The sequence below is a fragment of the Pelomonas margarita genome (assembly GCF_043555875.1).
In the GTDB taxonomy this organism is placed as follows: Bacteria; Pseudomonadota; Gammaproteobacteria; order Burkholderiales; family Burkholderiaceae_C; genus Pelomonas; species Pelomonas margarita.
Genome location: NZ_JBIGHW010000017.1, coordinates 13,295 through 39,961, shown reverse-complemented (window position 1 = coordinate 39,961; position 26,667 = coordinate 13,295). Strand labels below are relative to the sequence as shown.

The 26,667-nt window shown below is 69.1% G+C and carries 22 protein-coding genes; 5 read left to right on the top strand and 17 right to left on the bottom strand.

Annotation, left to right across the window (positions count from 1 at the left end; translation table 11 throughout):
* Window positions 1-89: 89 nt before the first annotated feature.
* The 4 genes from ACG0Z3_RS21165 to ACG0Z3_RS21150 all read right to left on the bottom strand — a co-directional run bounded on the left by ACG0Z3_RS21165 (window position 90) and on the right by ACG0Z3_RS21150 (window position 2,590).
* Window positions 90-1,052, bottom strand: a complete 963-nt coding sequence (locus tag ACG0Z3_RS21165) for an aspartate carbamoyltransferase catalytic subunit (RefSeq protein WP_268165264.1) — start codon at window positions 1,050-1,052, stop codon at window positions 90-92.
* Between the two features lie 79 nt (window positions 1,053-1,131).
* On the bottom strand, window positions 1,132-1,617 hold the full coding sequence (gene pyrR, locus ACG0Z3_RS21160; RefSeq protein WP_394401479.1) for a bifunctional pyr operon transcriptional regulator/uracil phosphoribosyltransferase PyrR: 486 nt from the start codon (window positions 1,615-1,617) through the stop codon (window positions 1,132-1,134).
* A complete protein-coding gene (gene ruvX / locus ACG0Z3_RS21155; RefSeq protein ID WP_394401476.1) occupies window positions 1,614-2,012 on the bottom strand; it encodes a Holliday junction resolvase RuvX in 399 nt (132 codons plus the stop codon). Before ruvX ends, pyrR begins: the two co-directional genes overlap by 4 nt.
* On the bottom strand, window positions 2,012-2,590 hold the full coding sequence (locus tag ACG0Z3_RS21150) for a YqgE/AlgH family protein (RefSeq protein ID WP_394401474.1): 579 nt from the start codon (window positions 2,588-2,590) through the stop codon (window positions 2,012-2,014). The genes ruvX and ACG0Z3_RS21150 overlap by 1 nt, the downstream gene beginning before the upstream one ends.
* A gap of 23 nt (window positions 2,591-2,613) precedes the next feature.
* On the opposite strand from ACG0Z3_RS21150, the gene ACG0Z3_RS21145 reads away from it, so the two are divergent.
* On the top strand, window positions 2,614-4,047 hold the full coding sequence (locus ACG0Z3_RS21145; RefSeq protein ID WP_394401472.1) for a cryptochrome/photolyase family protein: 1,434 nt from the start codon (window positions 2,614-2,616) through the stop codon (window positions 4,045-4,047).
* A gap of 39 nt (window positions 4,048-4,086) precedes the next feature.
* Here the strand turns inward: ACG0Z3_RS21145 and ACG0Z3_RS21140 are convergent, their stop codons facing one another.
* The 7 genes from ACG0Z3_RS21140 to ACG0Z3_RS21110 all read right to left on the bottom strand — a co-directional run bounded on the left by ACG0Z3_RS21140 (window position 4,087) and on the right by ACG0Z3_RS21110 (window position 15,028).
* Window positions 4,087-5,127 (bottom strand): GGDEF domain-containing protein, encoded by a 1,041-nt coding sequence (locus ACG0Z3_RS21140; RefSeq protein ID WP_394401470.1) that lies wholly within the window; start codon window positions 5,125-5,127, stop codon window positions 4,087-4,089.
* Window positions 5,128-5,131: 4 nt separating this feature from the next.
* The gene (locus tag ACG0Z3_RS21135; RefSeq protein ID WP_394401467.1) at window positions 5,132-10,987 is read right to left on the bottom strand and encodes an Hpt domain-containing protein; all 5,856 of its coding nucleotides are present in this window, start codon (window positions 10,985-10,987) and stop codon (window positions 5,132-5,134) included.
* An 11-nt stretch (window positions 10,988-10,998) separates the two neighbouring features.
* Window positions 10,999-13,371, bottom strand: a complete 2,373-nt coding sequence (locus tag ACG0Z3_RS21130) for a methyl-accepting chemotaxis protein (RefSeq protein ID WP_394401464.1) — start codon at window positions 13,369-13,371, stop codon at window positions 10,999-11,001.
* Window positions 13,372-13,439: 68 nt separating this feature from the next.
* The gene (locus ACG0Z3_RS21125; RefSeq protein ID WP_394401462.1) at window positions 13,440-13,970 is read right to left on the bottom strand and encodes a chemotaxis protein CheW; all 531 of its coding nucleotides are present in this window, start codon (window positions 13,968-13,970) and stop codon (window positions 13,440-13,442) included.
* A gap of 83 nt (window positions 13,971-14,053) precedes the next feature.
* Window positions 14,054-14,419: a response regulator transcription factor gene (locus ACG0Z3_RS21120; protein ID WP_394401459.1), complete on the bottom strand. Its 366-nt coding sequence runs from the start codon at window positions 14,417-14,419 to the stop codon at window positions 14,054-14,056.
* Window positions 14,420-14,445: 26 nt separating this feature from the next.
* A complete protein-coding gene (locus ACG0Z3_RS21115) occupies window positions 14,446-14,835 on the bottom strand; it encodes a response regulator (RefSeq protein WP_394401457.1) in 390 nt (129 codons plus the stop codon).
* A 40-nt stretch (window positions 14,836-14,875) separates the two neighbouring features.
* Complete coding sequence (locus ACG0Z3_RS21110; RefSeq protein WP_268166436.1) at window positions 14,876-15,028, bottom strand: rubredoxin; 153 nt, start codon at window positions 15,026-15,028, stop codon at window positions 14,876-14,878.
* Window positions 15,029-15,210: 182 nt separating this feature from the next.
* Between ACG0Z3_RS21110 and thiD the strand changes: the two genes are divergently transcribed.
* From thiD to ACG0Z3_RS21090, 4 genes are all read left to right on the top strand, one after another.
* Window positions 15,211-16,152, top strand: coding sequence for a bifunctional hydroxymethylpyrimidine kinase/phosphomethylpyrimidine kinase (gene thiD, locus ACG0Z3_RS21105; protein ID WP_394401455.1), 942 nt, complete (start codon window positions 15,211-15,213; stop codon window positions 16,150-16,152).
* An 18-nt stretch (window positions 16,153-16,170) separates the two neighbouring features.
* Entirely contained in the window at window positions 16,171-17,457 is a 1,287-nt protein-coding gene (gene hemL / locus ACG0Z3_RS21100) for a glutamate-1-semialdehyde 2,1-aminomutase (protein ID WP_394401452.1), read from the top strand.
* A gap of 31 nt (window positions 17,458-17,488) precedes the next feature.
* The gene (gene mpl / locus ACG0Z3_RS21095; RefSeq protein ID WP_394401449.1) at window positions 17,489-18,940 is read left to right on the top strand and encodes a UDP-N-acetylmuramate:L-alanyl-gamma-D-glutamyl-meso-diaminopimelate ligase; all 1,452 of its coding nucleotides are present in this window, start codon (window positions 17,489-17,491) and stop codon (window positions 18,938-18,940) included.
* A 414-nt stretch (window positions 18,941-19,354) separates the two neighbouring features.
* Window positions 19,355-19,900, top strand: a complete 546-nt coding sequence (locus ACG0Z3_RS21090) for a hypothetical protein (RefSeq protein ID WP_394401446.1) — start codon at window positions 19,355-19,357, stop codon at window positions 19,898-19,900.
* Window positions 19,901-19,995: 95 nt separating this feature from the next.
* Here ACG0Z3_RS21090 and aspS read toward each other — a convergent pair whose 3' ends face one another.
* The 6 genes from aspS to ACG0Z3_RS21060 form a co-directional block, all read right to left on the bottom strand.
* The gene (gene aspS / locus ACG0Z3_RS21085) at window positions 19,996-21,786 is read right to left on the bottom strand and encodes an aspartate--tRNA ligase (RefSeq protein ID WP_394401443.1); all 1,791 of its coding nucleotides are present in this window, start codon (window positions 21,784-21,786) and stop codon (window positions 19,996-19,998) included.
* Between the two features lie 101 nt (window positions 21,787-21,887).
* On the bottom strand, window positions 21,888-22,571 hold the full coding sequence (locus ACG0Z3_RS21080) for a DUF502 domain-containing protein (protein ID WP_394401440.1): 684 nt from the start codon (window positions 22,569-22,571) through the stop codon (window positions 21,888-21,890).
* Window positions 22,572-22,581: 10 nt separating this feature from the next.
* Window positions 22,582-22,920 carry an FmdB family zinc ribbon protein gene (locus tag ACG0Z3_RS21075; RefSeq protein ID WP_394401437.1) on the bottom strand — a complete coding sequence of 113 codons (339 nt, stop codon included), beginning with the start codon at window positions 22,918-22,920 and terminating at the stop codon, window positions 22,582-22,584.
* Window positions 22,921-22,976: 56 nt separating this feature from the next.
* The gene (locus ACG0Z3_RS21070; protein WP_394401435.1) at window positions 22,977-24,440 is read right to left on the bottom strand and encodes a high affinity choline transporter 1; all 1,464 of its coding nucleotides are present in this window, start codon (window positions 24,438-24,440) and stop codon (window positions 22,977-22,979) included.
* A 123-nt stretch (window positions 24,441-24,563) separates the two neighbouring features.
* Complete coding sequence (gene ubiB, locus ACG0Z3_RS21065; protein ID WP_394401433.1) at window positions 24,564-26,126, bottom strand: ubiquinone biosynthesis regulatory protein kinase UbiB; 1,563 nt, start codon at window positions 26,124-26,126, stop codon at window positions 24,564-24,566.
* Window positions 26,123-26,659: a hypothetical protein gene (locus tag ACG0Z3_RS21060; RefSeq protein WP_394401430.1), complete on the bottom strand. Its 537-nt coding sequence runs from the start codon at window positions 26,657-26,659 to the stop codon at window positions 26,123-26,125. The genes ubiB and ACG0Z3_RS21060 overlap by 4 nt, the downstream gene beginning before the upstream one ends.
* Between the last annotated feature and the right edge of the window lie 8 nt (window positions 26,660-26,667).

Genomic DNA, 26,667 nt, shown 5'->3' with positions numbered 1-26,667 from the left:
CCAGTGACTCCCGCCGATCCGGCTTTGCCGGGCGGCCGGGAGTGCCCCCTTGAGGGGGTGGCGCGAAGCGCCGCGGGGGTGGGATGTCCTCATGCTTCGTTCCCTGCGAGGATGGCCATGACAGCCATTCGGACAGCGATGCCGAATGTCACTTGAGGAAGGATGACGCTGCTCTTGCCGTCCGCCACCTCGGACGCGATTTCCACGCCGCGGTTGATGGGCCCCGGGTGCATGACGATGGCGTCGGGCTTGGCCAGCGCCAGCTTGTCCGGCGTCAGGCCGAAGTGCTTGAAGAACTCGCCGCTGCTGGGCAGCATGCCGCCGTTCATGCGCTCGTTCTGCAGGCGCAGCATGATGATGACGTCGGCGTCCTTCACGCCCTCGGCCATGTCGTGGCAGACGCGCACGCCCATGTCGCGCAGGTCGCCGGGCACCAGGGTCTTGGGGCCCACCGCGCGGATCTCGGGCACGCCCAGGATGTTCAGCGCGTGGATGTCGGAGCGGGCCACGCGCGAGTGCACGATGTCGCCGACGATGGCCACCGTCAGGTTGCGGAAGTCCTTCTTGAAGTGCCGGATCGTGTACATGTCCAGCAGGCCCTGCGTCGGGTGCGCATGGCGGCCGTCACCGGCATTCACGACGTGCACATGCGGCGCACAGTGCTGGGCGATCAGGTGCGGCGCGCCGCTCTCGCTGTGGCGCACGACGAACATGTCGGCGTGCATCGCGCTGAGGTTGGCCACCGTGTCCAGCAGCGTCTCGCCCTTGGCGGTGGAGCTGCGCGCGATGTCCAGGTTGATGACGTCGGCGCTCAGGCGCTTGGCCGCGATCTCGAAGGTAGTGCGGGTGCGCGTGCTGTTCTCGAAGAACAGGTTGAACACCGACTTGCCGCGCAGCAGCGGCACCTTCTTGACCTCGCGGTCGTTGACGGACAGGAAGCTGCCGGCGGTGTCCAGGATCTGCTCCACGACCGCGCGCGGCAGGCCTTCGATGGACAGCAGGTGGATGAGCTCGCCGTGCTTGTTGAGTTGAGGGTTGCGTTTGCTGAGCATCACCGGACTCCCGCAGGGCCGCCCCAAGGGAGGCCGACGCCCCCTTGGGGGGCAGTGAACGAAGTGAACGTGGGGGCCATCACTTCACCTCGAAGCTGAAGCGGCCATCTTCGCCGCGGGCCAGGCGCAGTTGTTGCGCCCGGTCAAGCGTCACGCGCGCGGCCGAGAACGCCGGCTCGATGGGCAGCTCGCGGCCACCACGGTCCACCAGCACCACGAGCTGCACATTCGCCGGGCGGCCGAAGTCGAACAGCTCGTTGATGACGGCACGCGTCGTGCGACCGGTGTAGAGCACGTCGTCGATGAGCACGATGTGCCGGCCGTTGACCTCGAAGGGCAGCTTGGTGTGGTCGGCCTTGGCCAGGCCGCGCGAGCCGAAGTCGTCGCGGTGCATGGCGCTGGAGATGGTGCCGGCCGCCACGCCGAGGTCGGCCGCCAGCCGTTCGGCCAGCCAGGCGCCACCGCTCCAGATGCCCACCAGGGCGGTGTCGGCGGTCAGCAGTCGCTGCACACCCTTCTTGAGCTCGAGGTACAGGGCCTCGGCATCCAGCTTGAGGTCGCTCATGGATGTTCTCTGAAAAATTGTTCGAGGATCAGGGCGGCGGCGGCGGCGTCCACATCGTGTGCGCCTTCGGCTTCAGCTTCGACGCTGGTGTAGCGCTCGTCCACCTCGAAGACCGGCAGGTGGTAGCGCCCCGAGAGGCGGCGGCCGAAGTTCTGCGCCTTGGTCGTCATCTCGTGCGGCGCTCCGTCGGGATGGCGCGGCACGCCGATGACGAGGGCATCGGGCTGCCAGGTCTTGATGAGGGCGGCAATGGCGTCGAAGTCGCCGCTCTTGAGCGTGCCACGCGGTTCGGCCGCGCCGAGCAGGCGCGTGCCACTGGCCACGCCGATGCGGCGGGTGCCGAAATCAAAAGCCAGAAAGGACTGAAGCGTCGCCGCGGCAGCGTCGCGCTTCATCAGGCGTGGCCCGCGTCCGCGCTGAGCATGCGCGGGTCCACGCCCAGCAGCGCCAGCGCGCGCTCATAGCGCTGCTCCACCGGCGTGTCGAAGATGACCTCCGGCGCGGCGTCCACCGTGAGCCAGCCGTTGCGGCCGATCTCTTCCTCCAGCTGGCCGGCGGCCCAGCCGCTGTAGCCCAGCGTGACGAGCAGCTTCTTGGGGCCTGCGCCATTGGACAGCGCCTCCAGCACGTCGCGGCTGGTGGTCATCTCCAGGCCGCCGGGCACGGCCAGCGTGGCGTTGTAGTGGCCGCCCTGCTCGTCCAGCGGCTCGTGCAGCACGAAGCCACGGTCCGTCTGCACCGGGCCGCCGTAGTAGACCGGCGTCTCGGCCAGCGGGTCGGCGGGCGGGCTGAGCTCCACCTTTTCGAACAGCGTGCCCAGCGTCAGCTCGGTGGGCTTGTTGACCACCAGGCCGAGCGCGCCGTTGTCGTTGTGCTCGCACAGGTAGATCACCGTGCCCGCAAAAGCCTCGTCGGCCATGCCGGGCATGGCGATGAGGAACTGGTTGGTCAGGACGATCCGGTCGGCAGGCATGGGAGTCATTTTATTCTGCGGGTATGCATTCCCCTCTTGAAAGCGCCCTGGTCTGGTTCCGGCGCGACCTGCGCGTCGACGACAACGCCGCGCTGTACCGCGCCCTGACGCAGTCCCGCCGGGTGTACGGGGTCTTCGTGCTGGACCGGGACATCCTCGACGCCCTGCCCCGCGCCGACCGACGCGTGGAGTTCATCCTCGGCGCGCTGCGCGTGCTGGACGAGGACCTGCGCCGGCTGGGCGGCGCGCTCATCGTGCGCCACGGCGGGGCGGCGCAGGAGATCCCGCAGCTGGCGGCGGCCCTGGGCGTGCAGGCCGTGTTCACCAACCACGACGACGAGCCCCAGGCGCTGCTGCGCGATGCTCAGGTCGCCGAACTGCTGCAGGCCGGCGGCACGGCCTTTCACACCTTCAAGGACCACGTCATCTTCGAGCGCCGCGAGGTGCTGACGGCCACGGGCGGCCCCTACGGCGTGTTCACGCCCTACAAGAACGCCTGGCTGCGCAAGGTGGACGAGTTCTACCTGCGCAGCTACCCGGTCGAGCGGCACGCGCACGCGCTGGCGACAACACCGCTGGCCACCGGCGTGCCGGCGCTCGCGGACATCGGCTTCCAGCCCGCCGGGCTGATCGCCCATGTCGGCGAAGGCAGCCGTGGCGCCGAGGCGCTGCTGGACGACTTCCTGGATCGCATCACCGACTACGGCGACCGGCGCGACTTCCCCGCCGTCAAGGGCCCCAGCTACCTCAGCGTGCACCTGCGCTTCGGCACGGTGTCGATCCGGCGCCTGGCGCGCATCGCCCACCAGCGCATGCAGGGCGGTGACCGGGGCGCCGAGGTCTGGCTGTCAGAGCTGATCTGGCGGGACTTCTATCACCAGGTCATGTACCACCACCCCCATGCGATGCGGGCAGCCTTCCGCCCCGAATACGACGCGATCACGTGGGACACGGGCCCCGACGCCGACGCGCTCTTGCAGGCCTGGTGCGAGGGCCGCACCGGCTACCCCCTCGTGGACGCCGCGATGCGCCAGCTCCACCAGACCGGCTACATGCACAACCGGCTGCGCATGGTGACGGCCAGCTTCCTGACCAAGGACCTGGGGCTGGACTGGCGGCGGGGCGAGGCCTGGTTTGCGCAGCAGTTGCTGGACTTCGACCTCGCCGCCAACAACGGCGGCTGGCAATGGGCCAGCAGCAGCGGCTGCGACGCCCAGCCCTACTTCCGCATCTTCAACCCGATCGCCCAGAGCGAGAAGTTCGATGCCGAGGGCCGCTTCATCCGCCGCTACTGCCCGGAGCTGGCCGGCCTGGACAACAAGGCCATCCACGCGCCGTGGGAGCGCGCGCCGCTGGCCATGCAGCGTGTGGACTACCCGCGCCCCGTGGTGGACCACGCCGCTGCGCGCGAGCGAACGCTGGCCCGCTACAGCGTGGTGAAGAGCCGCAAGATCTGACACCCATCGCCGCCGCGTTGCCGCGTGCGGCGGTTGGGCTCAGAAAAACTCGACGTCGCTGCCCTGCTGCGTGGCTTCGACGATCAGGCCACTGGCCACCAGCGCCGCGTAGTTGTGGACCTGGTTACGGCCGTGGCCCTTGGCGTGGTAGACCGCCTTGTCGGCCCGCTCGAAGGCGGCGGCCGGCGCATCGCCCGCCCGCACTTCCGTGAAGCCGACGCTGACCGTGATGCGCCCGACCTGCGGGAACGCATAGCGCTCGGTGTTGACCCGCAGCCGCTCGAAGGCCTCGCCCGCGTGAACCTCCTCGTCGCAGCGCATCAGCACGACGAACTCCTCGCCGCCGAAGCGGTACAGCAGGTCATGGAAGCGGAACGAGCCCCGCATCAGCCGCGACAGCAGCAGCAGCACCTCATCGCCGATGAGGTGGCCGAAGCGGTCGTTGACGGACTTGAAGTGGTCGATGTCGATGACGCCCAGCACATAGTGCGGCGTCGCCGGGTCGTGGCGGCGGTCCTCGGCCTCGTGCTCGGCCGACGGCCGGGCCGGGATCTCGGTCAACACCTTCAGGAAACTCTCGTCGAAGGTCTTGCGGTTCAGCAGGCCGGTCAGCGTGTCGCGCTCGGAGTAGTCCAGCAGCCCCTGGAAGTTGTGATAGATCCGCAGCACGCTGCTGACCATGCGCTGCGCGCCCGTGCCCAGGCGGCGCGTGGACAGGATCTCGATGACGCCCACCACATCCCGCTCGGTGGCGATGGGGAAGAGGTACAGCCACTGCCCGCCCTCCACCACCTGCGTGACGCTGCGCGTGCGCATCGCCTCCAGTCGCAGCGGGTGCGTGGCCACCAGCGGCAGCGCCTCGGGCTTGGCCCACAGCGGATCGGCCGAGGCCACGGCATCGCCCGCCCGCAGGTGGGCGCGGGTCAGCCAGCGCTCCTGGCCGGGCTCGCCCACCGTGCGGTAGATGGCGACCGACTCGGGCTCCAGCAGATCGCGCAAGGCCATGACCAGCGTGACGTCCATGACGTCACGGTCACGGAAGCCGGTCAGTTCGGCAAGATGGTCGACAACCTGGGTCATGGCTTCAGGCGGTCGCCGCGGCTTGCGTGTACTGGCGGATCAGCCCCAGCAGCTGCTCCTCGTCATAGGGCTTGCCGAGGTAGTGATCCACACCCAGCTGTGCCGCGTAGTCGCGGTGCTTCTGCGCGATGCGCGACGTGATCATGATGACCGGCAGGCGGGCCAGCCGCGAGTCGGCGTGCATGTTGCGCACCAGGTCGAAACCGTCCATGCGCGGCATCTCGATGTCCGACAGCACCACCGACGGCAGCTCGTCGCCAGCCAGCTTCTCCATCGCATCCAGGCCGTCCTTGGCCAGCAGCACGCGCAGGCCCACGCGCTCCAGCAGACGCTGGGTCACGCGGCGCACGGTCAGCGAGTCGTCCACCACCATCACAAGCGGCGCCCGGCTGCCTTCCTCGGCGGCCGGCGCTGCCGGCATGGGTGCGCCGACCTGGGCCTGCGCCTCGGCCAGACGCGCCTGGGCCGCAGCGCCATACCAGTCGGCCAGCGCGACGACGTTGTAGATCAGCGCCACATCGCCGGACGCCAGCAGGCTGATGCCAGCCAGACCCGGCACGCGGTTCAGCTGCGCGCCGAGGTTCTTGACCACCACTTCCTGGTTGCCCACCACCTCGTCCACGTGCAGGGCCAGCGAGGCGTGCGCCGTGCGCACCAGCACCACCGGCGCGTGCCGGCCATGCGTGTGCCCGCGGCCGGCATGGCCCAGCAGGCCACCCAGCCAGTAGAACGGCATCTCGACCCCGGCCAACTGCAGCTGGCCCGTCGCGTAGGCCGCCTCGACGGCCTCCACCGGCACACGCTGCACCGAGGCCATCAGGGCCGCCGGCACGGCCACGGTCTGGTCGCCGCTCTTGAGCAGCACGATCTGCGTGAGCGCCGTCGTCAGTGGCAGGCGCAGCAGGAAGCTGGTGCCCTTGCCGGTGGCCGACTGCGTCTCGATGCTGCCGCCCAGCGTGCCCACCTCGGCCCGCACCACGTCCATGCCGATGCCGCGCCCGCTGAGCTCGGTGATCTGGCTGGCCGTGGAGAAGCCGGGCGCGAAGATCAGCCGGCGCAGCTGGGCCTCGTCGGGCTCGGCGCCCGGCGCGATCAGGCCCAGTTGCAGGCCGCGTTCGCGGATGCGGGCCAGATCCAGGCCGGCGCCGTCGTCGCTGAAGTTCAGCAGCACTTCATTGCCCTGCTGGCCGACCTCGATGCGCAGCGTGCCCGTGGCGTCCTTGCCCTGGGCCGTGCGCACCGCCGGCGTTTCCACGCCGTGGGCCACGCTGTTGCGCAACAGGTGCTCGAAGGCACCGGCCGTGCGTTCCAGCACCGAGCGGTCCAGCTCCGTCTGACCGCCGGCAATCTCCAGCTTCACCTGCTTGCCGGCATCGCGCGCGGCCTGGCGCACCACGCGGTGCATGCGCTCGCCGATGCTGTCGAAGTCCACCAGGCGGGTGCGCAGCAGGTCGTCCTGCAGTTCGCGCGTCAGTCGCGACTGTGCGGCCAGCTCGTCTTCACCGGTCTGCACGTTGCGGCTGAGCGTGCGCTGCAGCGTGGCCACGTCGCCGACCGATTCGGCCAGCATGCGGGTCAGTTCCTGGAAGCGGGTGTAGCGGTCGAACTCCAGCGGGTCGAACTCGCGGCCGCCCTGCTGCGCCAGCTCCTGCTGGGTGTGCATCTGGGCCTCGGCCTGCAGTTCCAGCTCACGCAGCTGGGCGCGCAGGCGCTCCAGGTTGTCGTCCAGGTCCAGCAGCGCGCCCTTCATCTGGGCGAGTTCGGACTCCAGGCGGGCGCGGCGGATGCTGACCTCGCCGGCCTGCGTGGCCATGCGCTCCAGCAGGCTGCCGCGCACGCGCACCAGCGCCTGGCCGATGGCCAGGTTGTCGGCGGACTGCGCCACCTCCGCCTCGTCGGCGAAGCGGCTCCAGTCGATCTCGCGCGCCGATTCGGCCGACACCTCCTCCACCACCGGCGCCGGCTGCGCGAAACGCGCCAGCGGCTCGGGGCGGGGCTCGACGACCGGTTCGGGCTCGGGCTGGGCCTGCGCAGCGGCCAGGCTCAGGCCCAGCGCCTCGAAGGCCTGCTCCAGCGCGTCGGCGTCCAGCTGCAGGGCCTGCACCTGAGCGGCATCGGCCGCGCCGGCATGCAGCAAGGCCTCGATGCCGGACTCCAGGCGGTGCGCCTGTTCGCCCAGGCGCATTGCGCCGGCCAGGCGGGCACCACCCTTGAAGGTGTGCAGCGCACGCATGCTGGCGTCGGAACGCCCCAGGTCGGCCGGATCGGCCAGCCAGTCGCGCAGCGCCGCATGCAGGTCGCGCAGCAGGTCGCGGCCTTCCTCGGCAAAGATGGGGAAGAGCTCGGGCTCGATGGCGTCCGGCAGACCCGGCTCGGGTTCGGGCTCGACCGCCACGACGGCCGGCGCCTCAGACTCAGACTCAAGCTCAGGTTCGGGCGCGACAGCCGGCTCGACGTCCAGCAGCGGCGCCACCACGGTCAGTTCGATGTCGTCGATCGGCTCGGCCTCGTCCAGCGGCGCGGCCACCGTCAGCGGCTCCTCCTGCGGCTGGTAGGCATGCAGGCGCGCAACGACATCCGGGTCGTTGGGCTTCAGGAAGCCGGCAGCGAACTGATGCAACAGCACGCGCACGTCGTCCGCAGCCCGCACGAACAGCTCGACGTCCTCGGCCTCGTAGGCGACGGCGCGCTGGGCACGCCCCAGCGCATGCTCCAGCTCGCGGGCCAGGCCGGACAGGGCTTCATAACCCACCGTGCCGGCGTTGCCGGCCAGCGCGTGGGCCTGCACCTCGCAGCTCTGGGGCACGACGCTGCCGGGGTCGGCCGCCCATTCGGCCAGCCCGACGGCCAGCTTGCGGGACAGCTCGTCCGCCTCGTTCAGGAAGATGTTGAACAGCGCGATGCTGATGCGCAGCGGGCCGATGAGCTTGTAGCCCTCGTCCGGATCCTGGTCCTGCGCCTCCTCGGCCACCGGCTCCACCAGCATGAGCTGGGGCGCCGCGCGCTGCACCGGCGCCTCGGCCTGCAGCTCCTCCTCGGCGGCCAGGGCCGGGAGGACGATCGTCTGCTCCTCGGGTTGCACCGGCAGTTCGCCGACAGCCGGGACCTGCGCGGCCTCGGCCAGCGGTTCGTCCAGCGCGAGTTCGAGGTGGAAGTTCGCGAGCGTCACCTCGTCGGCCATGGCCACCGGCAGCGGCATGGGCTCGGTGGCGGCGTGCGCCGGCTCGCCGAGATCCAGCGTGGGCTCGTCGTGGGCGAACGCCACGGCCGGCGCCGGCGCCGGCGCCGGCGCTTCTAGGTCGAGCAGGAAGTCCGGGGCGAGCTGCGTCGGCAGCTCGGCCGGCGCCATGGCGATCTCGACCGCCTCCGTCACCCCTGCCATGGGCATGGGCGCGGCTTCAGGCAGCGCCGGCACGGCGACGTCCGGCGCCACAGGTTCGGGTTCCAGCGCCAGGTCCACGGCAGCCGGCTCGGCCAGCGGCAGGTGCTCGCCGCTCAGGCGCAGCGCGTCGGCACTGCGGCGCAGCGGCGCGGGCTCGCTGTGGCCCGGCGCATGGCCGGCGATCTGCTCGCGCCAGTGCGCGAAGTAATCCAGCGCCTCGGTCGTGAAACCCAGCAGCGCCGCGTCGGCCAGCGGCGAGGCCTCGGCCAGGCGCGCGTTGTAGAGCTGCTCGCAGGCCCAGGCGCCTTCGCCGAAGTCGCCCAGCCCCACCATGCGGGCACTGCCCTTGAGCGTGTGGAAGGCGCGGCGGATGACGGTCAGCTGGCCATGGTCGGCCGGCGCATCGCGCAGCGCGGCGAGCGCGGCACGGGCGTTGGTGATGACCTCGTCGGCCTCTTCCAGGAAGATCTCGCGCATCTCCGGGTCGTCGGCGACGCTGGGCTCCGACGCCATCGCAGCCGCTGGCGGCGCCACGGGCGTGGGCACCGGGGCCGGCTGGGAGAGATCGAGGTCGGGCAGGCTGAGGTCGGGCAGGTCCAGCGACGCCAGGTCGATGCGCAGCGGCTGCGTGGCCTCCATGGACGGCTCGGTGTCGGGCCCGGTGTCGGGTTCGGGGTCCAGGTCGACATGGAAGCCGCTGGCCTCGAAGTCGGGCAGCTCGACGGCGCCTTCGCGGCGGCCCATCACGGCGTCCAGGCGGCCGCTCGTCTCGTCGAACTGGAACATGCGCTTGGCCAAGGCCGGCTGCACGCTCAGCATGTCGATGAGGAAGCCCAACGCGCCCAGGTTGTTGGCCAGGCGCTCGAACACGTCACGAGCGCCGGGCCGGTCGAAGTCGATCTCGGTGTTGGCCAGCCCGTCGATCTCGTCGCGCATGCGCACGGTGGCGTGGGCGGCCTGGTCCAGACCCAGCACGCTGAGCACGCCGCGCATGGCCTGCAGCTGGCCGGGCACGGGAATCAGCAGCTCGCGCTGCGTGGGGCTGCGGAAGTACTCGTCGCACTGCCGCTCGACCTCGGACAGGCTGGCGCGCAGCTCATGCACCACGCTGCCCAGCGTCTGGCGATCGGACACGCGGCGGTACAGGTCCTCCATCCAGTCTTCCAGCGGCTCGGCCGGCTGGCCGTGGGCCACGGCCTCGACGCGGCGCGCCAGGCGGCGCACGCGCTCAGCCTGCTCGGGCTGGTCGAACGCGGCGTCTTCCAGCGCAGCCTCGACGTAGAGCAGGCTGGTGGCCACTTCCATGGCAAGCGCCGGTGCCGGCGTGGCGCGCGAGCGCAGCGTCGCGACGACGGCGCGCTGCAGCGTCTGCGCCAGCACCTCGCCGCTGGGGAACAAGCGGGTCAGCGACTCGGCCAGGCCGGCGAACTGCTCATCAAGGCTGGTCAGGCGGTGCTGGTCGCCCTCGGCGGCGCTGGACCAGCTCTCCTTGGCGGCCAGCACGCGGCGGCGGGCCTGGACCACCCAGGCCGGGTCGATGCGGCCGAGGCTGTCGTCCTCGTAGTCGCCGGCGTCGGCCTCGCCCAGGCGGTAGGCCTCGTGCACAGCCGCCAGTCGCGGGCCGGCGCCCTGGGTGACGCGGCACTGCGCGCAGAAGAACAGCAGGTCCTGCGCGAGGCGCTCGGAGGCGTCGGCCCGGCCCAGCACACGCAGCTCATGCAGCAGCTTGGAGCCCAGCCGCTTGGTGTAAGCACCACTGCCCAACAGCCGCAGCGCCTGGCCTTCGAAGACCGCCGCGGCCAGCTGCCACAGCGTGCGCGCCTGACCGGCCGGCAAGGCGGCAGCCAAGCCGGCGCACAGGCCAGAGAGGTTGGCGGCATGCGCGGAGCTGGGCTCGCGCATGTGGCGCAGCAGCGCCGCTTCGAAGGACGCCCGCACGGTGTCCGCCGGACGTGGCGTCAGGCCCGCCTCCAGCGGGATGGCGCGCCAGGCCCAGTCGTGGGCCCACAGGTCGGCCGGGTGGATGCGCTCCGCGCCGTTGAGCTGCTGCAGCGCCCGGTAGCCGGGATACAGCGACAGCGACGACGTCTTGTTGCCGGCCAGCTGCCGCGCAACGAAGGACAGCAGCGCGAAGTTGGCGCGCTCGATGACCTCGACGCTGGCAGTCTCGACCTCCAGCGGCCGTTCGGCGAACCGGGCCACGGCGGCCTCGGCCGCACGCAGCAGCACTGCACCGGCATGCAGGCCCACCATGGCCAGCACGCCGCTGACCTGGTGCAGCTGCGCCGCCGCCTGCTGCAGCGGTACGCTGGGCTGGGCGTCGCTGCCCAGCGCCGAGGCGCGGTTGTCACCACCATCGCGCACGAGGCGGCGCAAGGTCTTGTGCACCGACTCCAGCGAGCGGCGCAGTTCCTCCTGCACCCACGCCAGCGGGCTCAGGTCGGCCGGGAGTTCGGAGTCTCGCGGGGAGCTGTGCATGCGGGGGTGGGTCAAGCGACCTTGAATCGGGCCACGGAGGTGCGCAGCGCTTCGGCAGAGCGCGACAGCTCATGCACCATTTGCGCGGTGGAGCGCGTGCCCTCGGACGTCTGCTCGGTCACGGCAAAGATGTGCTGGATGTTGGATGCCACCTCGTTGGCGTGCATGGCTTCCTGTTGCGCCTGCGAGGAGATGCGCACGATGAGCCCGTCCAGCTGGCGGGACACGTTGTCGATGTCTTCCAGCGCGCGGCCGGCCGCGTCGGACAGCTGCGTACCTTCCACCACGCCGCGCGTCGAGCGCTCCATGGCGGCCACGGCGTCATGGGTGTCGGTCTGAATGGTCTTGACCAGCGCGGCAATGCGGCGCGTCGCGTCGCCGGAGCGTTCGGCCAGGCGCTGCACTTCTTCCGCCACCACCGAGAAGCCGCGACCCGCTTCACCAGCGGACGCCGCCTGGATGGCCGCGTTCAGCGCCAGCACGTTGGTCTGCTCGGTAATGTCCGAGATCAGCTCCGTGATCTCGCCGATCTCCTGCGACGACTCGCCCAGGCGCTTGATGCGCTTGGAGGTTTCCTGGATGGAGTCGCGGATGGTGTTCATACCGGCGATGTTGTTCTGCATCGCGGACAGGCCCTGCTCGGCCACTTCCCGGCTCTTGCGCGCCACCTCGGCGGTGGTCTGCGCCTGCGCGGACACCTCGGTAATGCGGCTCGCCATGCCCAGCACGGCCTCGCCGGTGGCACGGATCTCGTGCAGCTGTTCCTTGGACGCAGCCAGCAGGTCGGTGGACGTCTGGTCCACCGCGCCGGTGGTGTCCGTCACGCGGGCTGCCGTGGCCTGCACCTGGCCCACCAGGTTGCGCAGCTCCTCCACCGTGTAGTTCACGGAGTCGGCGATGGCGCCGGTGATGTCTTCCGTCACCGTGGCCTGCTGCGTCAGGTCACCTTCAGCGACCGAGGACAGCTCGTTCATCAGCCGCAGAATGGCGGCCTGGTTGGCGTCGTTGACGCGCTTGGCCTCCTGCTCCTGCGCTTCCGCTTCGCGACGCTGCGCCTCGGCCAGCTCGGCACGACCGGCCTGGTCGGCCAGGTACAGGCGCAGGAAACCGACCGCACCGGCCACCAGCGCCATCAGCGAGGCAATCAGCGTCAGGCCCAGGCCCCAGCCGGCGCCGCCGGACTTCTCCAGCTCGGCTGCGGCCTGCTCCAGGCCTTTGCGCAGCGGCTCGGAGTCGCCCAGGATGGCCGTCTGCGCCTCACGCGCCGACACCAGGCCCTGCAGGTTGCTCAGAATGGCCGACGCCTGCGTGCGGGTCTGCTCGTACTGCTTGAGCAGGGTCTGCAGGCGCTCTTTCAGCTGCGCATCGCGCGCGGCGTTCAGGCGCAGCTCGGGGCTGCCGTTGATCAGCGCCTCGGTGACGAGCTTGAAGGAATTCAAGTCCTTGCCGAGCAGGAACACGGCCTCGGGGCTCACGCCTTCCTGCGTCAGGAACTCGTTGGCGCTCTTGCCGATGCGCTGGGTCAGCATCACCAGCTGACCGACCGCCGACACCTCACCGGCCGACGCGCCGATCTGCAGCGCCTGGGACGACACGGCCTCGGCGCTTTCCAGCAGGTCGCTGGACTGGCGGTTGATGGCGCGCAGCGCAGAGCCCACCTGGGTCAGGATCTTTTCCTGGCCCTGCACGATCTTGCCGTTCTTCTCGGCGCGTTCGACCAGCGGCTTGAGCTGCTCCAGCGTGGGCTGCACGGCGGCCGGAGCGATCGCCAGATCACCCTCGCCGGTACGCAGGCTGCCCACCACGGTGCTCAGCGTGCTGACCGATTCACGCAGTTCCGCGAACGCGGCCTGGTTGCCCACCAGCGCGGCAGACACGGACTTGGCCATGCGCTGCGAATGCATCAGCGCCTGACCGGCCGCACGCACCTGCGCCGCGCTGCGGTTGGAGCTGACGAGCACCAGGCTCACCGAGGCCGCCGTGCCCAGCAGGCCCAGGGCCACCAGGCCCGTCAGCACGCGCTGGCGGTGGCGACCGAACAGGTCGGCCAGCTTGGCAGAGGCCGACAGGGCCGCTGGCGGCGCGGCCAGCAGCGTCGGATCGGCCGCCTGCGTGGAGGGTGCGAAGTTGATGGTGCTGGCCGCGAACTCGCTGTTGGGCCCCGGCTCGGTCGGCACCGCCTGCGAAATGATGGAGGCAGGCTCTGCCCGCACGAGGGTCTCGGGGCGCGGCATCTCGACGCCGGCCAGCGTGGAATCGGCAGGACGGGTGCCGTCAAAGCCGGCCCCGCGCGAGTCGAACGTCGTATCGGCAGCCTCGGCCGGTGCAGCCAGCGACGACTCGTCGGCCTCGGACTTTCCCCTGATCTTGTCCAACAGACTCATCTCACCCTCGTCCTTCAATGTGTATGGACCCACGTTCCCGCGCGGGTCATGGACCTAGGAAGCGCGCATCACGCCACGATGTGCAGGAAGTTCTCCTGCCTTGACAACGCTTCCAGATTGATTTCTTGCCAATGGCGGCCGGCCTCGTCGCGGCGCAACGCGCCGGCAAAACGAGGCAGCGGGCCGGCCGGCTGCTCGGCCGCGAGCGGCAGTTGCTCGTCGCTGCGCAGGCCGGCCAGGCGGTCGACCAGCAGCGCGCAATTGAGGTTCAGCTCGGCGTTCAGCGACACCAGCCGCGTCTGGGCCGAGGCCTGGCGGCCGGGTGACGGCTCGCGCAGCCCGAGGTAGACAGCCAGGTCCACCACCGTGAACAGACCGCCACGCAGGTTGGCGACGCCCGCCAACCAGGGCTTGGCGTAGGGCACCGCCTTGATGGGCACCGGCGCAAAGATCTCGCTGGCCTGCTTCAGCGAGAACAGCAGGCCCACACCGGCGCACTCGACGGCCAGCCAGTTCGCGATGAGCGTGGTGTCACGCGCGGCCTGCATGCGCTCGGCCAGGCGCTGCTGCAGTTCACGGAGCGCCGTCTTGTTCGTCATGTCAGTGCCGCCCGGCCGCCCGAAGGCGCTGATGCGCCCCCTCGGGGGGCAGTGAACGAAGTGAACGTGGGGGCTGCGTCATGTCAGCCCAGGGCCTTGATCTTGGCGAGCAGCTCTTCCGCCTTGACGGGCTTGACGACGTAGTCGCTCGCGCCCTGGCGCATGCCCCAGACCTTGTCGGTCTCCTGGCCCTTGCTCGTACACATGATGACCGGCACGCCGGCGTAGCGCTCGTCACGCGTGATGGCGCGGGTCAGCTGGAAGCCGTTCTGGCCCGGCATGACGACGTCCATCAGGATCAGGTCGGGCTTGGCCTCGGCCAGGCGCTTCATGGCTTCCTCGCCGTTCTCGGCGGTGCGCACGCTGTAGCCGCGCTTGATCAGCATCTCCGACAGCGCGTGCAGCTCGGTCTTGGAATCGTCAACCAGCAGGATGTTTTGGATGCTCATGGCAGGGTCTCTTTTCTACGCGCTGGTCAGGGCCGGTGCTGAAGCACCGCCTGGAGCAGCTGGTCCTTGGTGAACGGCTTGGTGAGGTAGTCCTGCGACCCCACCATGCGGCCGCGCGCCTTGTCGAACAAGCCGTCCTTGGACGACAACATGATGACCGGCACGCCGGAGAAATGCGGGTTGCGCTTGATGATGGCGCAGGTCTGGTAGCCATCGAGGCGCGGCATCAGGATGTCGCAGAACACCAGGTCGGGATGGAAATCGCCGAGCTTGGACAGCGCATCGAAGCCGTCCTCCGCCAGCACCACCTCGTGCCCCCCCTGTTTCAGGAAGATCTCGGCACTGCGGCGGATGGTGTTGCTGTCGTCGATCACCAGGACCCGGGTCGGCCCTGCAGCAGAAACTCGCTCGTTCAAACCGGGTCTCCTCGGAACATCGACTCGGGCCGAAGCCGGGTCAGATGCGCACCATCTCGAAGTCTTCCTTGCGAGCGCCGCAGTCCGGGCAGACCCAGTTCATGTCGACATCGGCCCACTTCGTTCCCGGCGCAATGCCATGGTCCGGATCACCGGCTTCCTCGTCGTAGATCCATCCACAGATCAGGCACATCCAGGTACTGGGTTCGCTCACGTTGCTCAGACTTTGATCACTACAATCAACCCATTCTAGCCAGGGGCCGAGAGCGCAATGCTGAGGGCAAACGCCTGTGCCCAGGGCCTCGCGACGGCCCGTTTAGCGGCAGACTCCACGCTTGCGGCGGCTCTTGCGCCCGCACTCGCCAAGAACTCCACATGAGCCCAACTCCCCTCCCCCCCGCCCTCGAGGCCGACCTCCAGGACGAGCAGGAAAGCCCGCCGCCAGCCTGTGTCATGAGCTTCAACGCCAGCGACGCCAGCGGCGCAGGCGGCCTGGCCGGTGACGTGGCCACTATCGCGGCCATGGGTGCGCACTGCCTGCCTGTCGTGACCGCCGTCGTGCTGCGCGACACGGCCGAGACGTTCGAGCACGCCAACCTCGACCCCGACACCATCGCCGAGCAGGCCCGCCACATCCTGGAAGACGTGCCCATCACGGCCTGGAAGGTGGGCTTCCTCGGCAACGCCGAGGCGGTGAGCGCCGTGGCCGAGGTGTTGAGCGACTACCCGGACGTGCCGCTGGTGACCTACCTGCCGTCAGTGGCCTGGATCGACGAAGACGAGCAGCAGCAATACCTGGACGCCCTGCGCGAGCTGGTCCTGCCGCAAACCGTGGTGCTGGTGGGCAACCACAAGACGCTGACCGACTTCCTGCTGCCCGACTGGGACAGCGAGCGCAGCCCCTCGGCCCGCGAGCTGGCCGTGGCCGCCGCGCAGTCCGGCGCCCAGCATGTGCTGGTGACCGGCATGCAGCTGCCCAACCAGTACGTGGACAACGTGCTGGCCAATTCGTCAGGCCCCATCACGGGCGAGAAGTTCGAGCGCTTCGAGACGGCCTTCGTCGGCGCGGGTGACACGCTGGCGGCGGCGCTGGCCGCCCTGCTGTCGGTGGGTGCCGAGCTGCACTCGGCTGTCAGCGAGGCCCTGTCCTTCCTGGACCAGTCCCTGGACGCAGGTTTTCGGCCTGGCATGGGCAATGTCGTGCCCGACCGCTTCTTTTGGGCGCTGCCGCCGGCCGACGAGGAAGGCGCGGAGCCCGCAGCGTTCGAGGACATCGAGCCCGAACCGTCCCCGAAGACGCCCCGGCGCATGCACTGAACCCAACACACCTTTCCGATGGTTACCAATTCCCTGTTGTTTGAGCGCGCCGCGCGCGTCATTCCCGGCGGCGTGAACTCGCCGGTGCGCGCTTTCCGCGCCGTCGGCGGCACGCCGCGCTTCATCGCCCGCGGTGAAGGTGCCTACATCGTCGATGCCGAAGGCAAGCGCTATGTGGACTACATCGGCTCCTGGGGTCCGATGATCCTGGGCCACGGCCACCCGGCCGTGCTGGAGGCCGTCATGAAGGCCGCCACCGAAGGCTTCTCCTTCGGCGCGCCGACCGAGCGCGAGATCGAGCTGGCCGAGGAGATCCTCAAGCTCGTGCCCAGCATGGAGCAGGTGCGCCTGGTCAGCTCCGGCACCGAGGCGACGATGAGCGCCATCCGCCTGGCGCGCGGCGCCACCGGCCGGCCCAAGTTCATCAAGTTCGAGGGCTGCTACCACGGCCACACCGACGCGCTGCTGGTGAAGGCCGGCTCGGGCCTGGCCACCTTCGGCCACCCGACCAGCGCCGGCGTGACGCCCGGCGCCGCCGCCGACACCGTCGTCCTCGAATACAACAACGTCGAGCAACTGGAAGCCGCCTTCGCCGAGCATGGGCCGCAACTGGCCTGCGTCATCATCGAGCCCATTGCCGGCAACATGAACTTCGTGCGCGCCTCCGTGCCGTTCATGACGGCACTGCGCCGGCTGTGCACGCAGCACGGCGCGCTGCTGGTGCTGGACGAAGTCATGACGGGCTTCCGCGTCGCGCTGGGCTCCGCCCAGTCGCACTACGCCAAGCTCATCCCCGGCTTCGCACCGGACATCTCGGTGTTCGGCAAGGTCATCGGCGGCGGCATGCCGCTGGCGGCCTTCGGTGCCAAGCGCGATGTCATGCAACACCTGGCCCCGCTGGGCGGCGTCTACCAGGCGGGCACGCTGTCGGGCAACCCGGTGGCCACGGCCTGCGGCCTGGCGACGCTGCGCGAGATCCAGAAGCCCGGCTTCTTCGAGTCGCTGTCGGCAAAGACCCGGCAACTGGTCGACGGCCTGCAGGCTGTGGCCGCCGAGAACGGCGTGCCGTTCAGCGCCGACTGCGAGGGCGGCATGTTCGGCTTCTTCCTGCTGCCCGAGCTGCCGCAGAACTACACCACCGTCATGACGACGGACAAAGAGCGCTTCAACCGCTTCTTCCACGCGATGCTGGACGCCGGCATCTATCTTGCTCCGGCCCTGTACGAGGCGGGTTTCGTGTCGGCGGCGCACAGCCAGGCCGACATCGAGGCCACCCTCGCGGCCGCGCGCACCGCCCTGCGCTGAACCCAGGCGCTCCCTCGGGAGCGACCCCGACATGCATCTCCACATCCTCGGCATCTGCGGCACCTTCATGGGCGGCCTCGCGGCGCTGGCGCGTGAGGCCGGCCACCGCGTCACCGGCTGTGACGCCAACGTCTACCCGCCCATGAGTACGCAGCTGGAGGCGCTGGGCATCGAGCTCATCGAAGGCTTCGGCGCCGAGCAGCTGGAACTCCGGCCGGATGTGTTCGTCATCGGCAACGTCGTCACGCGCGGCGACCGCTTCCCGCTGATGGAGGCCATCCTGGATGCCGGCCTGCCCTATGTGTCGGGCCCGCAGTGGCTGGCGGAGAACGTGCTGCAGGGGCGGCACACACTCGCCGTCGCCGGCACGCATGGCAAGACGACGACGACGTCCATGCTCGCGTGGATCCTGGAACATGCCGGTCAGAAGCCGGGCTTCCTGGTCGGCGGCGTGCCGCAGAACTTCGGCGTGTCGGCGCGGCTGGGCGAGGGCCCGAGCGCCGCCGGGCCGTCCCAAGGCGCGAGAGCCCCCTCGGGGGGCAGCGCAGTGCCCGCAGGGCCAAGCGTGGGGGCCTCAAGTCCCTTCGTCATCGAGGCGGACGAATACGACACCGCCTTCTTCGACAAGCGCAGCAAGTTCGTCCACTACCGGCCGCGCACGGCCATCCTGAACAACCTCGAGCACGACCACGCCGACATCTTCCCGGACCTGGCCGCCATCGAGACCCAGTTCCACCACCTCGTGCGCACGGTGCCGGCCAGCGGCCGTCTCGTCGTCAACGCCCGCGAGGAGGCACTGCAGCGCGTCATCGCGCGCGGCTGCTGGAGCGAGGTGCAGCGCTTCGGCGCCAAGAAGGAAGAAGCCGGCATGCTGCGCGCCCGCGGCGAGCCGCAGGCCTTCGACGTGCTGCGCGGCAGCCTGAAGGTGGCCCGCGTCGAGTGGAGCCTGATCGGCGAGCACAACCAGCTCAACGCCCTGGCTGCCATCGCGGCGGCCGAGCATGTGGGCGTGTCTCCGGAGCAGTCGGCGGCAGCCCTGGCCGAGTTCCAGAACGTGCGCCGCCGCATGGAGCTGCGCGGCGAGGCCGGCGGCATCAAGGTCTACGACGACTTCGCCCACCACCCGACGGCCATCCGCACCACCATCAACGGCCTGCGCCGCCGCATCGCGCCGGCCGACCGCATCCTGGCCATCTTCGAGCCGCGCTCCAACACGATGAAGCTAGGCACGATGAAGGCGCAGCTGCCCTGGGCACTGGAGGAAGCCGACCTGGCCTTCTGCAACCAGCAGGGGCTGAGCTGGGATGCCAAGGACGCGCTGGCACCGATGGGCGCGCAAGCCGTCGTGGGCGCCGATGTGGACGCCCTGGTGGCCGCCGTCATGAAGGCCGCCAAGCCGGGCGACCATCTGCTGTGCATGAGCAACGGCGGTTTTGGCGGCATTCACGACAAGCTATTGCAAAGCCTGGCCGCCCGGACCTAAGGGTCCGAAGAGCGGCATTCACGACAAGCTATTGCAAAGCCTGGCCGCCCGGACCTAAGGGTCCGAAGAGCGGCATTCACAACAAGCTATTGCAAAGCCTGGCCGCCCGGACCTAAGGGTCCGAAGAGCGGCATTCACAACAAGCTACTGCAAAGCCTGGCCGCCCGGACCTAAGGGTCCGAAGAGCGGCATTCACGACAAGCTATTGCAAAGCTTGGCTGCCCGGACCTAAGGCTCCGGGGAGCGGCATTCGCAACAAGCTGCTGAAGGCACTGGCTGGATAAGCCCAAAGGTCACCAGGCGCGGCCTGCGCCGTACCTAGGCACTTCGCGGTTAGGGGTGGCCACCATGCTGCGGCGGGCATGAAATAGCGCCGCTCGCACTTGTCGCCGCGATCCCGCCAGGAGGCCATCCATGAAATCGCGCTCGTTTCTCATCGCCTCGATCCGTGCGACAGCCTGCGCCGCACTGGCGTTTGGGTTGCTGCACGCCAAGGCTGACACGACATCCCTGGAGATCGCAGGCGTTCTGACGGACGGGTTCGGCAATCGGATCACCGCCTCGCCCTACATGGTCTACAACGAGAGCCTCTACGACAACCCGACGGGTGGCAATCTCCTGGTCAGCCTGGGCACCGCACAAGTCCAAGTCAACAACGGTGTTTACTTCCAGGTCGTCAAGCTGGACGACGCCGCATTCGCCGGTACGGCCTACCTGCAGGTGAACATCAACGGCTTCGACATGGGGCCCCGGCTGGACATCTTTTTCAACGGCAGCAACTACTTCGCCAACGGCATGACTGGCGGCGGCCCTGGCCTGGAAGGCTCCCAGCTGTTTGTGATGTACGCCGGGCTGGTGACACCGGTACCCGAGCCGAGCGGCGGCGCACTGCTGGCCGCCGGCCTGGCATGGCTCGGCATGCTTGCGCGCGGCCGGGAAGCGCGCGAGACCCGCACCTGATCGCGCCTACGTCCCGTCCCCGGCAGCGCAGAAAAAGGAAAACCCCGCAGCCGGTCTTACCAGCGCGGGGTTCGGTAGCCCTCAAAACCGGCTGATCAGGCCGCAGGCGTCGCGTTGCGCAGGCGGATGTGCAGCTCGCGCAGCTGCTTCTCGTCGACCAGCGACGGTGCGCCGGTCAGCAGGCACTGGGCGCGCTGGGTCTTGGGGAAGGCGATGACGTCGCGGATGGACTCGGCCTTGGTCATCATCGTGACGATGCGGTCCAGGCCGAAGGCCAGGCCGCCGTGCGGCGGCGCGCCGTATTGCAGCGCGTCCAGCAGGAAGCCGAACTTGATGCGCTGATCTTCCTCGCTGATGTTCAGCGCCGCGAACACCTTGGCCTGCACGTCGGCACGGTGGATACGCACCGAGCCGCCGCCCAGTTCCCAGCCGTTGAGCACCATGTCGTAGGCCTTGGCGATGCACTCGCCCGGGTTGGACGTCATCAGGTCCTCGTGGCCGTCCTTCGGCGCCGTGAACGGGTGGTGAACGGCCGCCCAGCGGTTGTTCTCTTCGTCGTGCTCGAACATCGGGAAGTCAACCACCCACAGCGGCGCCCACACGTCGTCGAACAGGCCGTTGGCCTTGCCGAACTCGCTGTGGCCGACCTTCAGGCGCAGCGCGCCGATGGCGTCGTTGACGACCTTGGCCTTGTCGGCACCGAAGAACAACAGGTCGCCATCCTGCGCGCCGGTGCGCTTGAGGACTTCGGCCACGGCCTCGTCGTGCAGGTTCTTGACGATGGGCGACTGCAGGCCTTCGCGGCCCTTGGCGACTTCGTTGACCTTGATCCAGGCCAGGCCCTTGGCGCCGTAGATCTTGACGAACTCGGTGTAGGCGTCGATCTCGCCGCGGCTCATCGCCGCGCCCTTGGGCACGCGCAGCGCGACGACGCGGCCGCCCGGCGTCGTGGCAGGGCCACTGAACACCTTGAAGTCGACCGTGGTCATCGCGTCGGTCAGCTCGGTGAACTCGAGCTTCACGCGCAGGTCCGGCTTGTCGGAGCCGAAGCGGTGCATGGCCTCGGCGTACTTCATCACCGGGTAGTCGCCCAGTTCGACGTTCAGGTTCTTGCGGAAGACGTGGCGGATCATGCCCTCGAACATCGAGCGGATCTCTTCCTCGGTCAGGAAAGAGGTCTCGATATCGATCTGCGTGAATTCGGGCTGGCGGTCGGCGCGCAGGTCCTCGTCACGGAAGCACTTGGTGATCTGGTAGTAGCGGTCGAAGCCCGACACCATCAGCAGCTGCTTGAACAGCTGGGGCGACTGCGGCAGCGCGAAGAAGTGGCCGTCGTGCACGCGGCTGGGCACGAGGTAGTCGCGCGCGCCTTCGGGCGTGCTCTTCGTGAGCATGGGCGTCTCGATGTCGATGAAGCCGTGCTCGTCGAGAAAACGTCGAACTTCCATCGCAACCCGATAGCGCAGCATCAGGTTGTTCTGCATGTACGGGCGGCGCAGGTCCAGCACGCGGTGCGTGAGGCGCGTCGTCTCGGACAGGTTGTCCTCGTCGATCTGGAACGGGATGGGCACCGACGCGTTCAGCACCTCGATCTCGTGGCACAGCACCTCGACCTTGCCGGACACGAGGTTGGCGTTCTCAGTGCCGGCCGGGCGGGCGCGCACCTTGCCGACGATCTTCAGGCAGAACTCGCTGCGGACGTCTTCCGCAATCTTGAACATGTCGGCGCGGTCGGGGTCGCAGACGACCTGGACCAGGCCTTCGCGGTCGCGCAGGTCGATGAAGATGACGCCGCCGTGGTCACGGCGGCGATGGGCCCAGCCCATCAGGGTCACGGTCTGGTCGAGCAGCTTCTCGCTGACTTGGCCGGCATAGCAGGTACGCATGGGATTACTCCGGATTCTTTGCAGGGTGTGTGTGTCTTGCAGGCGGCGCGAATGAGCTCATGGCCCTCAGGATTGGGCGCCTGCCGAGGCGCCCAACCCTTTTAATTTCGGCCCGGCTGTTGGGAGGCGTCGGCCAGCGGCGCGCAGGGCTGGCCCGCCTGCGTCAGCGGCGCCACGGTGCCCATGGAAATGATGTACTTCAACGCCTCGTCCACCGTCATCTGCAGCGGCTTGACGTCGGCGCGCGGCACGATGAGGAAGAAGCCCGAGGTCGGGTTGGGTGTCGTCGGCACGTAGAGGCTGACATGCTCGTCCGGCAGGTGGCAGGCCACCTCGCCGCTGGGCGAGCCGGTGACGAAGGCAATCGTCCAGCTGCCGGCGCGCGGGTACTGCACCAGCACCGCCTCGCGGAACGCGTTGCCGCTGCTGGAGAACAGCGTGTCCGACACCTGCTTGACCGAGCTGTAGATGCTCTTGACGATGGGGATGTTGGACATCAGCCGGTCCCACTGCGTCAGCAGCCACTGGCCGAAGATGTTGGCAACGAACACGCCGGTCGCCAGCAGGCCGCCGGCCAGGATGGCCAGGCCCAGGCCAGGCACATGCTGCAGCGACAGGATGCTGTCGCGCCAGGCGCCGGGCATGACGAGCGCGAGCGCAGACAGCAGCGCACCGAAGACGCCGTTGACGACGTCCAGCGCCCCCGTCAGCACCCAGACGGTGATGGCGAGCGGCAGCCAGACCAGCAGGCCGGCAACCAGGTACTTGCGAAGAGAAGCGCCCACGGAGTTCCGATCAGTGGCAGGCGCAAGAGCCGCCGCAGGGGGTGGACGACGCGCTGGCGGCCTCGGCCTTGGGCGCTTCGGCGGCCGGCGCCGCAGGCTCGGCACTCGTCGTAGCCGCAGACGCTGCGGCCGCAGCGCCGGCACCGGCGGCAGCGGCGCCGCCACTGCCGCCACGGAAGTCGGTCACGTACCAGCCGGAGCCCTTGAGCTGGAAGCCGGCGGCGGTGACCTGCTTGCTGAAGGCTTCCGCCGAGCACGCCGGGCAGGTGGTCAGTGGCGCGTCGGACATCTTCTGCAGCACGTCCTTGGCGTGGCCACAGGCGCTGCAGCGGTAGGCGTAGATGGGCATGGTGTCAGGCTCGCGGGAGCAGGGTGAGACGCAAAACCCGCGATTTTAGGCGAGGCTCAGCCCTGCGGCTTCAGATGGTGGCTGACATGCTCGTGGCGGTTGGTCAGGAACTGCGGCATCAACGACCCCACCACCATGCCCACCAGTGCCGCCAGCAGGCCGGCCAGCTGGCCCGGGAAGTACTCGCTCCAGGTGGACACCTGCGGGAAGAAGGCCACCCAGACGCCGACGCCGGCAAAGATGGAGAACACGGCGCCCTGCGTCGTCGCACGCTGCCAGTACAGCCCGAACACCAGCGGCGTGAAGGCCGCCACCAGCGTGACCTGGTAGGCCGCGCTGACGAGGTCGTAGATGGGTGTGCCCTGCAGCGCGATGGCATAGGCCAGCACCGCGAACGCGAAGATCACCAGCGTCACGCGCATCGCGACCAGCGACTGCCGGTCGCTCATGCCGGGGCGGATCTGCTTCAGGATGTTCTCGACGAAGCTGGTCGTCGGCGCCAGCAGCGTGGCCGACGAAGTGCTCTTGATGGCCGACAGCAGCGCGCCGAAGAACAGGATCTGCATTAGCAGCGGCATGTGGCCCATGATGAAGCTGGGCAGCACGCGCTGGTAGTCGTTCTGGGCCAGTTCCAGCGCCTGGTCGCCCATGACGACGACCGCCGCCAGCACGATGAACATGGGCACGAAGGCGAAGGCGATGTAGCTGAAGCCGCCGATGATGGCGCCGCGCTGGGCGGTCTCGGCATCCTTGGCGGACATGACGCGCTGGAACACGTCCTGCTGCGGGATGGAGCCCAGCATCATGGTCAGCGCCGCGCCGAGGAACATCGCGATCTCGGTGAAGCTGGGCTCGGGCAGGAACTTGCCCAGGTCCTTCTGCGCGGCCAGGTTCAGCACCTTGTCGGCACCGCCGGCGAGGTCGGCCGAGAACACGGCGATGGCCGTCAGCCCCAGCACCAGCACGATCATCTGGATGAAGTCCGTCCACGCCACGGCCAGGAAGCCGCCGATGACGACGTACACCAGCACCGCCAGCAGGCCGACGATCATGCCCATCTCGGGGCTCATCGCGCCGTTGGTCAGGATGCTGAACACCAGGCCCAGCGCCGTGACCTGCGCCGCCACCCAGCCCAGGTAGCTCAGGATGATGGCCAGCGAGCAGAAGATCTCGACGCCGCGCCCGTAGCGCTGGCGGTAGAAGTCACCGATGGTCAGCAGGTTCTTGCGGTACAGCTTGGCCGCGAAGAAGGTGCCCACCAGCACCAGGCACAGGCCGGCGCCGAACGGGTCTTCCACGATGGCGCCCAGGCCGCCCTGCACGAACTTGGCCGGGATGCCCATCACCGTCTCGGCGCCGAACCAGGTCGCGAACGTCGTCGTGATGACCATCACCAGCGGCAGGCTGCGGCCCGCCACGGCGAAATCCGAGGTGTTCTTGACCCGCGTGCCGGCCCAGACGCCGATGGCCAGCGTGCCGAGCAGGTAGAGCACGACAAAGACGATGAGCGTGGTGTTCATGGGCGTGAGAACGGGTGGGGCCAGAAAATTTGGCGGGAATTATGGCGGCGCGTAGGGCGGGTCGCGACCCGCCGTTGGGTGGAAGCAGCCTTGCTCCCAGCAAGCGGCGGGTCGTGACCCGCCCTACAAGCCCAGGTCCAAAAAGCGCAGGGCCAGCCACGCAAGGCCGATGCCAAGCGAAAAGCCCACCGCCCCCCACAGCAGCCCCGACAGCAGCCGGTTGGTGCTGCGCAGCTCGCGCACCAGCGCCTTCAGCTCGGCATCGCCCTGCCCCCGGGCCTGCTGCTTCAGCGCGTCGTGCAGCAGGCGCGGCATCTGCGGCACCAGCTGCGCGAAGCGCGGCGCCTCCTTCATCAGCTGCGCCTGGAACGCCGGCCAGCCGACCTGCTCGTTCATCCAGCGCTCCAGGAAGGGCTTGGCCGTGGCCCACAGGTCCAGCTCGGGATCCAGCTCGCGGCCCAGGCCTTCGACATTGAGCAGCGTCTTCTGCAGCAGCACCAGTTGCGGCTGGATCTCGACATTGAAGCGACGCGAGGTCTGGAACAACCGCATCAGCACCTGGCCCAGCGAGATGTCCTTCAGCGGCCGGTCAAAGTGCGGCTCGCACACGGCCCGCACGGCGCTTTCCAGCGCATCCACCCGCGTCTCGGACGGCACCCAGCCCGACGCGATGTGCAACTCGGCCACGCGCTTGTAGTCGCGCTGGAAGAAGGCGATGAAGTTCTGCGCCAGGTAGTCCTTGTCCACCTCGGTCAGCGTGCCGATGATGCCGAAGTCCAGCGCGATATAGCGGCCGAAGGTCTCGGGCGCCAGGCTCACCTGAATGTTGCCGGGGTGCATGTCGGCGTGGAAGAAGCCGTCGCGGAACACCTGCGTGAAGAAGATGGTCACGCCATCGCGGGCCAGCTTCTTGATGTCGATGCCGGCGGCGTCCAGCGCGGCGCGCTGCGAGATGGGCACGCCCTTCATGCGCTCCATGACGATGACCTCCGGGCTGCACAGGTCCCAGTGCATCTCCGGCACCATGACGAGGCCCAGGCCATCCATGTTGCGGCGCAGCTGCGCCGCGTTGGCCGCCTCGCGCACCAGGTCGAGCTCGTCATGCAGGTACATGTCGAACTCGGCGACCACCTCGCGCGGCTTGAGCCGGCGGCCGTCGGCCGAGAAGCGCTCGATCCACACCGCCAGCCGGCGCATCAGCGCCAGGTCGTCGTCGATGATGTCCAGCATGCCCGGCCGCAGCACCTTGACGGCCACCTCGCGGCCGTCCTTGAGCGTGGCGAAATGCACCTGCGCGATGCTGGCACTGGCCACCGGCTCGGCGTCGAAGCTGGCGAACAGCTCGGTCAGCGGCCGGCCGAAAGCCCGCTCCACCAGCTCTCGCGACTGGGCCGCCGGGAACGGCGGCACGCGGTCCTGCAGCTTGGCCAACTCCAGCGACACATCCGGCGGCAGCAGGTCGCGCCGCGTGGACAGCACCTGACCGAACTTCACAAAAATGGGGCCCAGGCGCTCCAAGGCGAGGCGCAGACGCACGCCGCGCGGCTCCTGCCAGCGCCGGCCCAGACGGGTGGCGCGCCTCAGCAGTTGGAAGCGGCGGCGCTGCAGGCCCGACAGGGCCAGGTCATCGAGGCCGAAGCGCCAGATCGTCCACAGGATGACCAGCAGCCGGGAGACAAACCTCATGCGCCGCTACCGGCCGTCTTGGGGGCGAACCGCCCGGCCACGCCGGACAGCGTGCGCCGCAGCGCCCGGCCGAACTGGCCCAGCTGCCGGGCCGGCAAGGGACCGACGATGCCGGCCAGGTCGTCCTCGATGTCCCAGCGCAGGTTGTCCATCAACCAGTGCATCTCGCCGGCAAAGGCAGCGTCGCCCTGCACGCTGACGCGTGGAGCCTCGCCGCTGAGCGCCCCCAAGGCAAGCTTCGCCGGATTGGAAGCGTCGATCTCGATGCGCAGACCGCCCTGCCCTGCGGGCGGCGCATCAAGCCGCTCGAACAGGCCGGCGGGCGTGACGCCCAGCATCAGGTCCGGCGCCGCCGGCAGCACGGATGGCCAGCCCGACAGCGTCACCACCAGGCCCCGCCCGGCCAATGGCCGCAGCCGCTGCGCGGCGATGGGCTCGCGTGACACCACATGGTTGATCAACAGCACGAGGCGGTCCTGGAGGGCCGGCATCAGCAGTGGCGACAGGGAGGGCAAGGGCCAGGGAGAGGGCATGCGCAAGA

What these genes read in the sequence shown, in the direction of transcription:
- ACG0Z3_RS21165 (WP_268165264.1), bottom strand. Translation starts at nt 1,052, where the DNA reads ATGCTCAGCAAACGCAACCCTCAACTCAACAAGCACGGCGAGCTCATC.
- ACG0Z3_RS21070 (WP_394401435.1), bottom strand. Translation starts at nt 24,440, where the DNA reads ATGAACACCACGCTCATCGTCTTTGTCGTGCTCTACCTGCTCGGCACG.
- ubiB (WP_394401433.1), bottom strand. Translation starts at nt 26,126, where the DNA reads ATGAGGTTTGTCTCCCGGCTGCTGGTCATCCTGTGGACGATCTGGCGC.
- ACG0Z3_RS21150 (WP_394401474.1), bottom strand. Translation starts at nt 2,590, where the DNA reads ATGCCTGCCGACCGGATCGTCCTGACCAACCAGTTCCTCATCGCCATG.
- thiD (WP_394401455.1), top strand. Translation starts at nt 15,211, where the DNA reads ATGAGCCCAACTCCCCTCCCCCCCGCCCTCGAGGCCGACCTCCAGGAC.
- mpl (WP_394401449.1), top strand. Translation starts at nt 17,489, where the DNA reads ATGCATCTCCACATCCTCGGCATCTGCGGCACCTTCATGGGCGGCCTC.
- ACG0Z3_RS21125 (WP_394401462.1), bottom strand. Translation starts at nt 13,970, where the DNA reads ATGACGAACAAGACGGCGCTCCGTGAACTGCAGCAGCGCCTGGCCGAG.
- ACG0Z3_RS21120 (WP_394401459.1), bottom strand. Translation starts at nt 14,419, where the DNA reads ATGAGCATCCAAAACATCCTGCTGGTTGACGATTCCAAGACCGAGCTG.
- ACG0Z3_RS21135 (WP_394401467.1), bottom strand. Translation starts at nt 10,987, where the DNA reads ATGCACAGCTCCCCGCGAGACTCCGAACTCCCGGCCGACCTGAGCCCG.
- ACG0Z3_RS21075 (WP_394401437.1), bottom strand. Translation starts at nt 22,920, where the DNA reads ATGCCCATCTACGCCTACCGCTGCAGCGCCTGTGGCCACGCCAAGGAC.
- ACG0Z3_RS21140 (WP_394401470.1), bottom strand. Translation starts at nt 5,127, where the DNA reads ATGACCCAGGTTGTCGACCATCTTGCCGAACTGACCGGCTTCCGTGAC.
- ruvX (WP_394401476.1), bottom strand. Translation starts at nt 2,012, where the DNA reads ATGAAGCGCGACGCTGCCGCGGCGACGCTTCAGTCCTTTCTGGCTTTT.
- ACG0Z3_RS21090 (WP_394401446.1), top strand. Translation starts at nt 19,355, where the DNA reads ATGAAATCGCGCTCGTTTCTCATCGCCTCGATCCGTGCGACAGCCTGC.
- ACG0Z3_RS21110 (WP_268166436.1), bottom strand. Translation starts at nt 15,028, where the DNA reads ATGTGCCTGATCTGTGGATGGATCTACGACGAGGAAGCCGGTGATCCG.
- ACG0Z3_RS21145 (WP_394401472.1), top strand. Translation starts at nt 2,614, where the DNA reads ATGCATTCCCCTCTTGAAAGCGCCCTGGTCTGGTTCCGGCGCGACCTG.
- pyrR (WP_394401479.1), bottom strand. Translation starts at nt 1,617, where the DNA reads ATGAGCGACCTCAAGCTGGATGCCGAGGCCCTGTACCTCGAGCTCAAG.
- ACG0Z3_RS21060 (WP_394401430.1), bottom strand. Translation starts at nt 26,659, where the DNA reads ATGCCCTCTCCCTGGCCCTTGCCCTCCCTGTCGCCACTGCTGATGCCG.
- ACG0Z3_RS21130 (WP_394401464.1), bottom strand. Translation starts at nt 13,371, where the DNA reads ATGAGTCTGTTGGACAAGATCAGGGGAAAGTCCGAGGCCGACGAGTCG.
- hemL (WP_394401452.1), top strand. Translation starts at nt 16,171, where the DNA reads ATGGTTACCAATTCCCTGTTGTTTGAGCGCGCCGCGCGCGTCATTCCC.
- aspS (WP_394401443.1), bottom strand. Translation starts at nt 21,786, where the DNA reads ATGCGTACCTGCTATGCCGGCCAAGTCAGCGAGAAGCTGCTCGACCAG.